11 protein-coding genes are annotated in these 13,975 nt (G+C 39.6%); 9 read left to right on the top strand and 2 right to left on the bottom strand.

Annotated elements, in window-relative coordinates; translation table 11 throughout:
- Positions 1 to 78: 78 nt before the first annotated feature.
- The 4 genes from BIV20_RS12570 to BIV20_RS12555 are packed head-to-tail and all read left to right on the top strand — an operon-like array spanning position 79 to position 5,415.
- Positions 79 to 213 carry a hypothetical protein gene (locus BIV20_RS12570; protein ID WP_278335676.1) on the top strand — a complete coding sequence of 45 codons (135 nt, stop codon included), beginning with the start codon at positions 79 to 81 and terminating at the stop codon, positions 211 to 213.
- Position 214: 1 nt separating this feature from the next.
- Positions 215 to 1,666, top strand: coding sequence for an RNA polymerase sigma factor (locus tag BIV20_RS12565; RefSeq protein ID WP_075721037.1), 1,452 nt, complete (start codon positions 215 to 217; stop codon positions 1,664 to 1,666).
- A gap of 48 nt (positions 1,667 to 1,714) precedes the next feature.
- A complete protein-coding gene (locus BIV20_RS12560; RefSeq protein WP_242939843.1) occupies positions 1,715 to 4,096 on the top strand; it encodes an HAD-IC family P-type ATPase in 2,382 nt (793 codons plus the stop codon).
- Between the two features lie 23 nt (positions 4,097 to 4,119).
- Positions 4,120 to 5,415, top strand: a complete 1,296-nt coding sequence (locus tag BIV20_RS12555; RefSeq protein WP_075721036.1) for an alpha-amylase family glycosyl hydrolase — start codon at positions 4,120 to 4,122, stop codon at positions 5,413 to 5,415.
- A 13-nt stretch (positions 5,416 to 5,428) separates the two neighbouring features.
- On the opposite strand, the gene BIV20_RS12550 is transcribed toward BIV20_RS12555, so the two are convergent.
- Positions 5,429 to 6,718, bottom strand: coding sequence for a sensor histidine kinase (locus BIV20_RS12550; RefSeq protein WP_075721035.1), 1,290 nt, complete (start codon positions 6,716 to 6,718; stop codon positions 5,429 to 5,431).
- Between the two features lie 9 nt (positions 6,719 to 6,727).
- A complete protein-coding gene (locus BIV20_RS12545; RefSeq protein ID WP_075721034.1) occupies positions 6,728 to 7,402 on the bottom strand; it encodes a response regulator transcription factor in 675 nt (224 codons plus the stop codon).
- A gap of 149 nt (positions 7,403 to 7,551) precedes the next feature.
- Here BIV20_RS12545 and BIV20_RS12540 point away from each other — a divergent pair, with 149 nt between their 5' ends.
- The 5 genes from BIV20_RS12540 to BIV20_RS12520 are packed head-to-tail and all read left to right on the top strand — an operon-like array spanning position 7,552 to position 13,943.
- The gene (locus BIV20_RS12540; protein WP_075721033.1) at positions 7,552 to 9,804 is read left to right on the top strand and encodes an ABC transporter substrate-binding protein; all 2,253 of its coding nucleotides are present in this window, start codon (positions 7,552 to 7,554) and stop codon (positions 9,802 to 9,804) included.
- Complete coding sequence (locus tag BIV20_RS12535; RefSeq protein WP_242939842.1) at positions 9,731 to 10,648, top strand: carbohydrate ABC transporter permease; 918 nt, start codon at positions 9,731 to 9,733, stop codon at positions 10,646 to 10,648. The genes BIV20_RS12540 and BIV20_RS12535 overlap by 74 nt, the downstream gene beginning before the upstream one ends.
- Before the next feature lie 4 nt (positions 10,649 to 10,652).
- Positions 10,653 to 11,528 (top strand): carbohydrate ABC transporter permease, encoded by an 876-nt coding sequence (locus BIV20_RS12530; RefSeq protein WP_242939841.1) that lies wholly within the window; start codon positions 10,653 to 10,655, stop codon positions 11,526 to 11,528.
- A gap of 16 nt (positions 11,529 to 11,544) precedes the next feature.
- A complete protein-coding gene (locus BIV20_RS12525; protein WP_075721031.1) occupies positions 11,545 to 12,897 on the top strand; it encodes a hypothetical protein in 1,353 nt (450 codons plus the stop codon).
- Positions 12,894 to 13,943: an ABC transporter permease gene (locus tag BIV20_RS12520; RefSeq protein WP_075721030.1), complete on the top strand. Its 1,050-nt coding sequence runs from the start codon at positions 12,894 to 12,896 to the stop codon at positions 13,941 to 13,943. Before BIV20_RS12525 ends, BIV20_RS12520 begins: the two co-directional genes overlap by 4 nt.
- Positions 13,944 to 13,975 lie beyond the last annotated feature (32 nt).

Genomic DNA, 13,975 nt, shown 5'->3' with positions numbered 1-13,975 from the left:
TATATGAGATATTGCAAATAAAAATATTGCCATATAAAAATTGGTATTGCTATAATAGGAGAAGAAGGGGAATGTGAAATGAAAGAAATAAAATTTTTCCAGATAGCATTAAAAAACGAAATGAAATATGCGAAATTGCCATCTGAAAAAGTAAGGTGGCTCTGGAATAGTATTATGATGAAAATAAGAAAACAGACCAATGAAGGAGAATAGTATGGACATAAGAGAAGCTGTAAGATTAGCGAAAGAAGGAAATGAAGCAGGGTTTCAATATTTATATGAAGAAACTTATCAGAAAAGTTATTATGTAGCCATGAAATATATGAAGCAGGAAGATGCAGCGCTTGATGTATTGCAGGACGCTTATGTAAAAGCATTCAAGAATCTGGAACAGTTGCAGGAAGCGGAAAAATTCAATGCATGGTTTGCAAGAGTGGTTGCAACTACAGCTTTGGATGAATTAAAGAAACGGAAGGTAATTCTGTTTTCGCAAATGGAAACGGAAGAGGATTCAGATATTGAGGCCTCATTCGAAGATGACAGAATTGACAATCAACCGGAATTGTCTTATGACCAGGCAGAAACATCACGACTGGTACAGGAGATGATTAGTACTCTGTCAGATGAACAGCGTATGTGTATTATGATGTTTTACGTGGAAGAAATGAGTGTGAAGGAAATAGCAGAAACACTCGGGGTATCAGAAAATACGGTAAAAAGTCGTTTGAATTATGGAAGAAAGAATATCAAGGAACAGGTATTAGAATTGGAAAAGAAAGGTACCAAGCTGTATACACTTGCTCCAATTCCATTCTTCTTATATCTGTTACGTCAGGATTCCTTGTCAGCACAGGCTATACAGTTACCATTAAGTACGCTACTGGAATCACAAGCTGTCGGTGGAGGTAAAGCGGTAGCTGCCAAAGCAGGTAAAACAATAGGCACACTTACAGCGAAAAAAGTGGTGATAGGAGCTGCCATTGGATTAGCTGTTTGTGGTGGCGCGGCTGCGGTGATTTTTTCTGCAAAAGATAATGATGCAGAGGTGCAGGAAGTGGCAGAAGAGATGCAGCAGGATGAGATACAGGAAGAACAACCAGAAGAACAGCAGGAAGTTGTAGAAACACCGGAAGTAGAAACAGTTGAGGAAGAAGAGCAGGTAAATGATGAGTGGAAGGAAGCGTATATTGCTTTTGCCGAGAGTTTGCAGACAGAGGGAAATGGATATGCCTTGTTGGATGTAGAAGGAAGCGAAACACCGATAATGGTTGTAATGCCAGAGGTATTTCAAATGATGGAAGTCTCAGAAGAAAGCTGTACTTATACAAGTCCTTATTTCCTAGAACTTTACTACTATGATGCACAGAATGATGAGGTAAAGCAGATTACGAATGCGGAAAGTGATAGTGAAAACGGTGCATTGCTAGATTTTTATATGGAAACAGGATTTTATTTGACCTATCTTCCAAATGAAAAATTACTAGTGGGAGATTTGGTCGGAAGTAGTCCTGTGATAGAAACATATTCCTTTGATGTGGCAACAGGGAAGTTAAAAGCCGTCGATACTTATGTAGACGAAAGTGTAGATACCGTAGATCGGAAGGATGTTATCTACTATCGTTCCATACAACAGGCAATAGAAAAGAAATTATTAATACAATATTAATTGAAAATCGTCCTATCAAGCACTATAATTATAATAGATTGTAAGAAAATGGAAATACTTATTTATAAAGAAGGATGTAATAGAGACAAAAGATTGGCGGTGGAAGAAGTGCTTGATATTATAGAAAAAGGATTGACCAGAGAAGAAGTAGAAGAAAGAATAGAAGAGGGACGGGTAAATATACTTGATACCTCTGCCACGAAATCAGTAGGAAAAATCGTGTTGGAAAATGTATTTACATTTTTCAACATGATTTTTGTGTTTCTTGCGGTTATTCTGATTGTGGTAGGTTCTTTTAAGGAACTGACCTTTATTGTTATTATTGTGTTGAATACAGCAATTGGAATTGTGCAGGAGCTTATGTCAAAGAAAAAGTTGGATGATTTAAGTTTATTGGCAAAGACAAAGGCAAAGGTAGTACGAGAAGGGAAAGTCTGTGAGGTTGATACGGATGAACTGGTAGAGGATGATATTGTTTATTATGGAGCCGGAAGCCAGATTCATGCAGATGGAGAAGTTGTAAATGGCGAAATACAGGTAAATGAAGGTTTGCTGACGGGAGAATCGGATGAAATTACAAAAACTCCGGGGAAGGAATTGTTTTCCGGAAGTTATGTGATTTCAGGTGAGTGTTATGCCAGACTGACAAAGGTAGGCGAAGAATCTTATGGTGCAAGACTTACCGCAGAAGCCCAGAAGACTACACGACAGAAAAAACCGGGAATGATGAAGTCTTTGACGCACTTGCTTTATATTATAGGTGTGTTTATTGTACCTATTGGAGTCCTGCTGTTTTTACGCCAGTATGACGTGTTGGGACTAGATGTAAAAGAAAGTGTGGAAAATACTGCTGCCGCCATTATCGGAATGATACCGGAGGGGCTATATCTTCTGGTTAGTGTGGCTTTAGCAGTCAGTGTAGGACGACTTGCCCAGAAAAAGATTCTGGTACAGGATTTAAAGAGCACAGAGACTCTGGCACGAGTGGATATGCTTTGTGTGGATAAGACCGGAACGATTACAGAGTCAAAGATGGAAGTGTCTGAAATTGTAAAATTAAAAGAAGATATGACAGAGGAAGAACTAAGAAGCCGAATTGCGGAGTTTGCAGGGAATATGGCAGATGATAACGAAACCATGAAGGCATTAAAGGAATATTTTAAGGAAAGAACTTCCGGTGGTCGAAAAGCAGTAAAAATAGAAGCATTTTCTTCAAAAAATAAATACAGTTCCGTTACTTATGGGGAAAATGATACGTATTACCTGGGAGCGCCGGACATATTATGGAAGGAACCGGAGTCGGATGTTATAAAACAGGCAGAGAAATATGCATCTACGGGGGCACGAGTGCTACTCTTTTTACAGGAAAAAACGCCGTTGGCGTTGGTTACCTTGAAGAATCCAATTCGTCCTTCTGCAAAGGAAACGTTTGAGTATTTTAGGGAAAATCAGGTAACAGTAAAGGTGATTTCCGGAGATAGTCCGACAACAGTTTCAGCCGTTGCATTAGAAGCTGGAATTGAAGGTGCAGAAAGTTATATCGATATGACAACGGTGAAAAATAAGAAGGAAGTTGAAGTGGCGGCAGAGAAATATACCGTATTTGGAAGAGTAAAGCCGGAACAGAAGCGTCAGTTGGTACAGGCATTACAGAAACAGGGGCATACAGTGGCAATGACCGGTGATGGTGTCAATGATGTGCTTGCATTAAAATCTGCAGATTGTGGAATTGCTATGGCTGGTGGTAGTGAGGCGGCAGCAGGAGTGGCAGAACTGGTGCTTTTAAATTCAGACTTTTCGGATATGCCTCTAGTAGTGGCAGAAGGACGGCGTGTTATCAATAATATTGAACGTACTGCATCACTGTATTTAGTAAAAAATATTTTTTCCATTTTTCTTGCTATCATATCCATTATAGCGGTGTTTGAATATCCGTTAGTTCCATCACAATTAACTTTGATGAGTTTTTTGACCATAGGAATGCCTTCCTTCGTGTTGGCATTGGAACCAAATGAATCGAAGGTTAGTGGAAAGTTTTTGCGAAAAGTCATCTATCGTGCATTGCCGGCGGCATTAACAGACCTGTGTATTATCATTATTATCGTTATGTTTCAATATGCATTTGAGATTGATAGTACGCAGACGTCTACGATTACAGCACTCTTGGTTACGGCAGTGGGATTCTATATGGTATATAAGGTATGTGTACCCTTCCGAAAATGGCATTATGCACTGTTTGGGGTAATGGTAGTGTTGCTGATAGGGGCTATATGTTATGTACCGGAGATGTTTTCTATTACGAAGTTAAATCTGGGGAGTACGCTCATATTAGGGTGTATGTTACTGTTGATACCAACGTTTATTATGTTCTTTAATCAGATGCGAGAGATGGCAGCTAAAATCTATTTAAAGATAAGAAGAAAAAAATAAAGTTAAAAAAGGAGAAGGAAAAAATGGCACAGAAAACAGATAAGAATCTTCAAAAACAGGTGATTTATTCGGTGTATGTTCGAAACCACACAGAAGAGGGGACATTTGCCGCTATTGAGCCGGATCTTGACCGAATTCGGGATTTGGGAGTGGATATCATCTGGTTTATGCCAATTCATCCAATTGGTGTAGAGGGAAAGAAAGGAAGTCTGGGATGTCCTTATGCAAATAAGGATTATCGGACAACGAATCCAGAATATGGAACCATGGAGGAATTTAAACATTTAGTAGAAGCAATTCATGCAAAGGGAATGAAGTGCATCATTGACGTGGTATACAATCATACCTCACCGGATTCCACTTTGTTAAAGGAACATCCGGAATTTTTCTATCGCCGTGAAGATGGAAGTGTTGGAAATAAGATAGGTGATTGGGCAGATGTAATTGACTTGGACTACTCTAATAAGCAGTTGTGGGAATATCAGATTGCATCTTTGGTTCAGTGGGCACAGATTGTAGATGGTTTTCGATGTGATGTAGCTTCTTTTGTACCGTTGGAATTTTGGAAAAGTGCAAGAGAGGCAGTAAGTAAAGTGAATCCCAATTGCATATGGTTGGCAGAGACGGTGCATCCGGGCTTTGGAATTGTTGCGCGTAAGTCGGGTTTTTATTCTGCATTGGATTATGAGATGTATGAAGCCTTTGATATGGAATATGAGTATGATGTGCGGGAAGTCTTTGAACGCTATATAAAGGGAGAAATTCAATTATCACATTATCTGGATATGTTGAATTTTCAAGAGGGAATGTATCCTGTAAATTATAATAAGATGCGTTATTTGGAAAATCATGATACAGCAAGAATCTGTTCTTACATTAAAGATGAGAACATACTGCTTAATTATACGGCGTTCCTTTATTTCTTAAAGGGAACGACATTAATTTATGCAGGGCAGGAATTCGAAAATACACATACGCCAAGTTTGTTTGAAAAGGATATGGTGGATTTTCATACAGGAAAAGATATCAGCAGTTACTTGCGTACACTTGCTGATATTAAAAAACAGAAACTAGACAGTGATGATTCATTTCAGGCTGTTGCAGATGATGAGAATGATATTGCGTGTCTGGTGCGAGAAAATGCCTGTCGAAAGAAAGTGGGTATTTTTAGCATGAGAGGAAAACAGGCAGAAGTGAAGGTTCCGATTTCCGATGGAGAATATATCAATCAGATTGATGGGCAGCCGGTACAGGTAAAGGATGGAAAGTTGTTGTGCACTGGAAAACCAGTTGTACTTACACAAGAGGAGTCACAGTAATGTGACTCCCTTTTTAAAGGAGAGGAAGTACAAGGGAAAAAGTACAACCTCCACCCGGTGTATCGGTAAGTTCGATGCGTCCGCCGGAAAGTCTTGTAAGTTCCCTAGCAACACACAATCCCAGACCAAAGTGCTGCTTATCTTTGCGGGAAGCATCAGAACGATAAAAATATTCAAAAACATGTTCCTTTTGTTCATCAGAAATACCGGGGCCATGGTCTATTACAGAACAAGTGAGTGTATGTTTTTGTACGAATGCCCGTAAAGTAAGGACAGTCCCGGAAGGGGCATAGGCAATTCCGTTGTCTAAGAAGATGGAGATAACATGGGCAATACGTTCGCCATCTCCCTGGATAACAGGCAGACTGTCGTCCGGTAATTCCAACTTTAATGGGATATTTTTTGAACTACAGAGGGGCTGATATTTTTCAAAAATATTTAAAAGTAAGGTATCCATATCCAGTTTTTCCTTTGCCAAGGACCACGCATTGCTTTTAGATGAGGCAAGTAGCAGAAGGTCTTGAATCAGTCGTGACATTCGGCGGCATTCTGACTTAATATTAGTGATAAAATGTTCCGTATCATCTTTAGAAGAGCTAATGGCATCTGTAGATGCATTGATGACCGCAAGAGGAGAACGAAGTTCATGGGAAGCAGCAGCAATAAAGGCATGTTGCTTTTCTTCATTAATGCGGATAGGTTCTAAGGACTTCCCTACAAATTTCCAATTGGCGAACAGAAGGCAGAGAATACCAACAATGTCGGCCAGTGCAAATAGAAGCATCTGATAAAATATACGCTGCTGAGTAGACGTAATATCCCGAAGCAGTATGAGAGAAAAGTAACTGTTTTTGACAGAAAAGACGACGACCATCCCCTGATAGGAATCATGATAATCTCCCTGAATGGTAAAAAGTTCACTTTTTACCAAAGAAGTGGAAACTGGGGGGATGCGGGAATCTACAGATTCTTCCAAAGCCTTTTGACGTGCACGTTCCAGAAGGATAGAACGGTCAGTGGCATTAGGGGAGAAACCGATATATTGCAGCGGTCGTTGATTTTCTTCAATATGTATCATTAATCCATTGTCGCATTCCATGGAGGAAAGCCAGTCTTGGCTAATTTTGGAGTCATATTGCAGTTTGTTAGTAATTGTCATGAGCTGGTTCGTGAACAAAGTTTCTTGCTGACGATTATTGGATTGACTGGTAATGATGGCAAGGGTAACGACTACCATAGTTAGAATCAGTCCGGTGATAAAAGTATAAAGCAATGTTAGTTTTTTCCTTAATTGCAGCAGCATAAGAACCTCCTATATATGTTCCAGACGATAACCTACACCGTGGACTGTTTTTAAAACAGCGTTACTTTTCAATGTTTTTAGCCGTTTTCGGGCAAAGTGAATATAGTTGTCCAAATTACCATCCTCTACGGTACAATCCGCACCCCACACATGGGATAACAATAATTCGCGAGAAAGGGTTTTTTCGGGATTTTTTAAAAAGTACTCAAAGAGAGCTGCTTCCTTCTTTGAGAGAGTCAATTCTGTTTCGCCACAGTTTATGGTATATTGTTCGCAATCCAGAGATAAGTCCAGATAAGTTAGGGTTGTGGTGCTCGTCATTTGCATCGGGCGTCTGGTTAGAGCACGAATTCTTGCCATCAGTTCCTTTACATCATAGGGCTTCACGATATAGTCATCTGCCCCACAGTCTAATCCCTCAATCCGGTCTTCAATCTGATCCATGGCGGTAGCCAGTATGACTGGAGTATGAATTTGATTTTGGCGCATCATTTTGAGAATGGTAAGACCATCGATGCCGGGAAGCATGCGGTCTAGTAAAATCAAATCAGCATTTTTCTGCATGATGTAAAAAGGGGCATCTGTACCACTACTACATAAATCAACATCATATCCGGCATTTTCCAATTGACTTTTGAGTGCATCGCAAAGAGCCGGGTCATCTTCTATTATTAATATTCGCATAGGTAATCCTTTCTAAACTTTCTTATTTGTATAAGTATAACAGAAAAATCTCTAAAAAATCTCTATAAAATTCTAAATTCCTTAAAAGTTTTTTAGAGATTATTTTGGTAGGATAGTATTCAGAAAAGAAAATGAAATGGAGGAAAAACATGAGATTAAAACGGATAACAGCACTTATGTTAAGTCTGGGCATGGTAACAGGGCTTCTTAGTGGGTGCGGTGATAAAGACAAAGGAGGTAGCGATTATAATGGAAATGGTGCTACCGGAAAATATGTAGAGGAAGAGGTGAAACTTCCAACAGAACCAGGAGATGAACTTTCTGACTTAGTTAAAAATGAGAAAGGTGAGTTGGAGGTATATGCCGTCAATGAAAGCGGAGAAAATGTTAAATATGTTTCATCTGATGCCAAAGAGTGGAAGAAAGAAGATGCTTCATGGTTGAATCAGATTTCTGATGGATATGTGGTTAGCCTTGCAGCAGGAGCAGATGGAAATAACTATGCTGTTGTAGCAGATGGAGAAGAAAAAATGCATCTGTTAAAACAAACAGGAGAGGGAACGGCAGAAGAAATAAACATACCGGTATTGAATGAATCAAAGGGTGACGATTTGAATGCAGAATATTATACGTTTGGAACCGGATTATATGTTATGGAAAATGGAAATATTGTTTTGACAGGGACAGAAGGGGCAACAGTATATAATCCGAATGATGGAGAAGCGTTACATACTTTTGAGTATGAAAAAAATGCTACGGATGCAGAAAATCCGGTTAGTGTTTCGGGAAATAAAATTGCAATTCCAAGTTTGGATAATAAAGGCTTTACAGTGTGGGATGTAGATAAGCAGAAAGAACTGGCATCTACCGAGTATGGGGCTGATGTGCGAAATGGTAAAATTGTTTTAGCGGAGAATAATGAAATTTATTACCTGAATGCAGCTGGCATTCATCATATGAATCCGGAAGGAACGTTGGTGGAGACTTTAGTAGAAGGCGAAAATATGACCATGGGAATGCCAAACGCCAGGGTATGGGGATTTGTAAAAGGAGAAGAGGATGATTTTTATGCATTGTATTCCGCAGGCCAGTCCATGGAGTTAAAACATTACTATTACGATGAAAATGCAAAGACAAAGCAAGAGAAAAAATTGAGTATCTATAGTTTGGATGAAAATGATACCATACGGCAGGCAATCAGTGTGTTCCAGCAGCAGCATCCGGAGGTTGAAGTATCTTATAAGACAGGTGAAGCAGATGCATCTACGACCAGAGCAGATAAGATTCGCGTGCTAAATACAGAATTGCTTAATAAGAGTGGTGCAGACGTATTAGTTTTAGATGACCTTCCGGTAGCATCGTTTATCGAAAAAGGGGTATTGAAAGATATTTCTAATGTAATTAATCCGTTGATTGACGACGGAACATTGCAAAAGAATGTAGCAGAGTGTTATCGTGAGAAAGGCGATAAAATCTATGGTATGCCGGTAAAATATGGTGTTCCGGTTCTTATGGGAAATCAGGAAGTAATAGATACGTTGGAAAGTCTGGATACGCTGGAAAATTGGCTAGATACCCATGAAGGACAAAAAATTGTATCATTTTCCAGTTATGGATCTTTGACCAGATTTTTTGTAAATATGTATTACGATGAGTTGTTTGATAAAGATGGAAAGGTAAATGAAGAGAAACTGGAACAGTGTATTTCTTGTGCGAAAAGAATCGGAGAATTGGATAATGCTGAAATTGAGACAAGTTATATAGATGAAGAAACAGGAGAAAATCTGGAAGACTTATCGGGATTCTATATTTCTGACTGGGATGTGGGAAATTTGATGGCAGTGTTAGAAGAATCACAGTTAGCTACTGTGGAAATGCGTTCTGTTTTTGACATGATGATGCCAAATGCAGTAATACGAGAAAAGGGTTATCCGTTAAACTTACATAAGGGGACCTTTGTACCTCATGGTGTCGTAGGAATTAATAGTGCATCTGAGAATACAGAACTGGCAGAAGAATTTTTAAAGGTATTGTTTTCTGATGAGGTGCAAAAGTGTGATTTGACAGATGGATTCCCTATAAATCAGAATGCAGCAGAAAAGTTGAAAGAAAAAGGAAGAGAGAGTTTAGAAGCGGAGAAGAGTGCGGATGGAACATATTCACATATCATGGTGGGTGATGCAAGTGAGGATGGAGCGACATATAGTTTCGCAATGCCATTAGTATCAGAGATTGAAGATTTTGTGAAGAAAACGAACGAATTAATACAACCGGCACAGGCAGACAGTGTGTTACAGGATATGATAATGGAAGAGGCGAAAGCATACTATGAAGGCAATCAGGAATTGGATGCAACCGTTCAGGCAATCAAAGCAAAAGTGGATACCTACCGTTCGGAATAAAAAAGTACCAAAGTGGGTGCTGGGACTATTGTTCCTGGCACCCAGCCTTCTGGGAGTAGCCGTCTTTGTTTTGGTTCCATTTGCGGATGTGGTAAGACGTTCTTTTCTGGATGCTATGGGAAAGGAATTTGCAGGAATCAGTAATTATGAAAGTGTTTTCCAAAATGAGGCATTTCAACTGGCAGCAGGAAACACGATAAAATTTATTTTAATTTGTATTCCATTGTTGTTATTGGTTTCTCTTGTATGCGCATTGTTGATTAATGGGTTGAAAGGGTATCAGGAGTTTTTTAAGACTACGTTTTTATTTCCGATGGCAATTCCGGTGGCATCCGTGGTGTTGTTGTGGCGGTTGTTTCTGGACCGGAATGGTTTCTTTAACGAAGGAGTAAGGCTATTTGGCTTGTCACCGGTGGATTGGATGAACAGTGAAAAGGCATTTGGCGTTCTGGTATTTACCTATCTGTGGAAAAATGTAGGATATGATATGATTCTGTGGCTTGCGGGACTTGCAGCCATTCCAAAAGAAAGATATGAAGCGGCAAGTGTAGATGGAGCAGGAAGATGGCAGACCTTTCGTTATGTGACATTGCCGGGGCTTCGTTCCTCAGTATTCGTTATTGGAATTTTATCGCTGGTAAACTGCTTTAAGGTTTTCCGGGAAGCGTATTTGATTGCCGGTGACTATCCGCATGAAAGTATCTATATGATGCAGCACTTGTTTAATAACTGGTTTGTTAGTCTGGATATACAAAAAATGACAGCAGCATCGGTAGTGATGGCAATTGTGATGCTAGTGATTATGTCCCTGGTGTGGTATCGAAATGAAAGGAGTCAGGAATGAGAAGATGGCTAGAATAAAAAATGCAAGAATCATCAGATGGCTGAAAGGGAAGTGTGGAAGAGTATTACTAGTGATATTGGCACTATTGGTATGGCTTCCTGTACTGATACTGCTTATCTGTTCTTTTTATGGAGAGCAGGAAATCATAGATTGTTTTGGTGGAGTACTTCTTTCGAATGGAAATACGGCAAAACTCCATGCGTTACCTTCTTATCCGACATTAAAAGGGTATGTAGAATTATTGTTGGATTCTCTTGGGTTCTTTGTGATGTTCTGGAATTCTTGTAAGCAGGTTTTTCCTATACTGATAGGGCAAGTATTGATTGGTGTCCCGGCAGCATGGGCATTTGCACATTTTGTCTTTCCTGGGAAAAAAATATTATTTCATTTATATATGTTACTTATGATTCTTCCCTTTCAGGTTACCATGGTATCTAGTTATTTGGTATTAAACAAAATGAACTTATTAGATACCCACGGAGCGATTATATTGCCTGGAATTTTTGCTACTTTTTCTGTGTTTATTATTACAAAGACTTTTCGAGAAATTCCCAAGCCGCTTTTGGAAGCAGCAGCAATAGACGGGGCAGGAGAGTTTCGCATTTTCAGATATGTGGCAGTTCCGATGGCGAGACCGGGGATTTTGTCAGCGATAATCTTGAGTTTTTTGGAGTATTGGAATGCGATAGAACAACCAATGACATTTTTAGAGACAAAGTCTAAGTGGCCATTATCTTTATATTTGCCCAATATTACAGTGGATAAAATGGGTGTGTCCTTTTGTGCATCAGTAATTATGATGCTTCCGGCAGTGTTACTGTTTTTGTGGGGACAGAGTTATTTGGAACAGGGAATTGCGGCATCCGGGTTAAAAGAGTAATAGTGAGGAAACAGAAATGGAAAAAAGTAGAAGAAAATTATACGGAAAAGCATTAATAATATTTTTTGCAGTGGTGGCAATCTGTACCATAATATCCAGAATTGCAGATTCTATGACAATACCAAGGGTGAAAGTGCAGAAGGCAAAAGCGGGAAAAATTACTTATCAAATGAAAGGAAAAGGAGAGGTTGAGACTACAACGAAGAGTACCTATTTGATGCCAAATGGATTTTTGGTAGAATCTTGTCTGGAAAATGGAACTAGTGTGAATGAAGGCGATGTTTTGATACAGTTTCAGAAGGAACAATTGGAAAAAAAGCGCGAAGAATTGCAAGGGGTTCTGGAACAGGCGCAGATTCAGTTGGAACAGGCGAAACTGAGTCAGCAGGAAGATGCATGGGTACCGGAAGAAGAGAATGCACAGAAAACGTTGAACCAGGCACAAGCGGAATACAATCAAGCGTTAGCAGCAAAACAACAGGCACAGGATAACTATAATCAGGTATTGGCGACCATGAATCCCGAGGAGGAAGGTTACAAAGAGAAACAGGAAGAACTAGAAGGGGTTCTTACAGAAAGCGAAAGTCGTCTTAGTACAGCAACGCAAAGTTTATCCCAAGCACAGCAGTCCTTAGAGGGAGCGAAGAAAAATGATGAGGTAACCAGACAGAATAATGCCAAAGCAAAAAAAACGGCAGACTATACGGTAGATGGAGCACAATTAAGTGTGGAAGAAGCAGAAAGAAATTTGAAAGTGGTGGAAGATTTAATTGCACAAGAAGGAAAAATTTGTGCAGCAGAAAAAGGGATTTTCCAGAACAAATCTGTGACTGCAGGAACACTCACAAGTGGAAGTGAATTTATCAGCATTGGAACAGGTGGAATGGTTTTTTCGGCAGAGGTACCGAAAGAAGCCAGAGAAAAGTTGGCGCAAGGTGACAGTATCTCAATAAAAATACCCGGACAAGAGGAAATTAAAGCGGAGATTACACAGATTGCTCTTAAAAAATCTAAGGAAGAGAATAGTTCGGAAGATGTTGTTTGGCTTAGCGCAGTACTTCCGGAAAATATGGAGGTTACAACCGGTTATGCTTCTTTTTCCATAGTAAAGGAATCAGAGGAAAAATATCAAACAGTCTTACCTCTTACAGCCATTCATCAGGATAATAATGGGTATTACTGTTTAGGAATACGAAATCAAAATTCTATTTTGGGAGAGGAAACAAAGGCAGAAAGAATTCCTATAAAGATATTAGATAAGGATGATACGCAAGCAGCAATAGAAGGAGCAATCCAACTGGATTCAAAGATAATTGTTTCTAGCGAAAAAAGCGTGTTGGCAGGAGACCGGGTGAGGGTAGAAGAATGAGAAAAAAGATAGCATATGGCATATTACTTTTGGCAGTGTGTTTGGGATTTTTCTATATAATATATCAATGGAAAGAACTGAATTGCTTTTCGCATCAGTCGGGACTTCGTTATGAAACAGGAATGTTATCAGGAGCGCAGATAGAAGAGTACAACAAAAAACAACGAGAAAGCGCAGAGAAACAGGAGAGTTCAGAGAATGTAAAAAGTGTTGGGCAAATGGAGATTACGGCATGGAAAATGGAGCGGGGACAAGAAATCTATCAGCCCCAAATGCAGCAGCGGGTAGAAGGAAATGTAATTAAGGTGTATGGAAATATGGCACGCGTGTTTCCATTTTCCATGAAATACGGAGGATTTACTTTTCAGGAGGATGGAAACGGATGTGTTATAAGTAGTGGACTTGCGTGGAAACTGTTCGGGGCAGAAGATGTTGTGGGAAATGTGATACAGTATGAGGAGAAAGAGTATCAAGTGCGAGGGGTACTAGATTCTGAGGAGTCAATATTTGCGCTGTATCAGACAAAGAAAGAAGAAATGATGCCGTATGTGGAGGTATGGTCTTCGGAAGTACCACCGGCAACCAGGATGGAAGAAATAAAAAGCAGTCTGGGACTCTTTCAAGAAGGGTATATGTTTCATGGAAGCTTTTATTGTTCCATTGCCAGAATTTTGGTTGCCTTGCCGTTTTGGGTCATATTTTTCTTCTTATTCCGGTGTTTTTTTAAATGGTGTAAAAGCGCAGAGGGAAAATATGCAAAATGGTATGGAATAGTGGGAAAGATTCTTATGGTGCTTGGAATTGCCATTGGAATTCGTTACAGTATCTCTTTCACCCGCGATTTTGTTCCGGCGCAGTGGTCAGACTTTAGCTTCTGGAGTGGAAAATGGAGGGAGATTGTGGATGGAATTAAGGGGAGAAAGGAATTTCCGGGGATATACTGGGAACAGGAAGTGCTTGGGATAGTTGGGAGAATTGTAGGGGGAGTTGTATGGATTTTGACAGGAGGTGTAGTTTTTACTCATTCTATGAAAAAGAGTTCATGATGCTTTTAGTGTATGGGAAAAAGGTAGAGTTT

Origin of the sequence: Roseburia sp. 499, assembly GCF_001940225.2 — a bacterium.
GTDB lineage: Bacteria > Bacillota > Clostridia > Lachnospirales > Lachnospiraceae > Petralouisia.
Note: the sequence above shows the minus strand (reverse complement) of the source record. Positions and strands in the feature narration are given on the sequence as shown.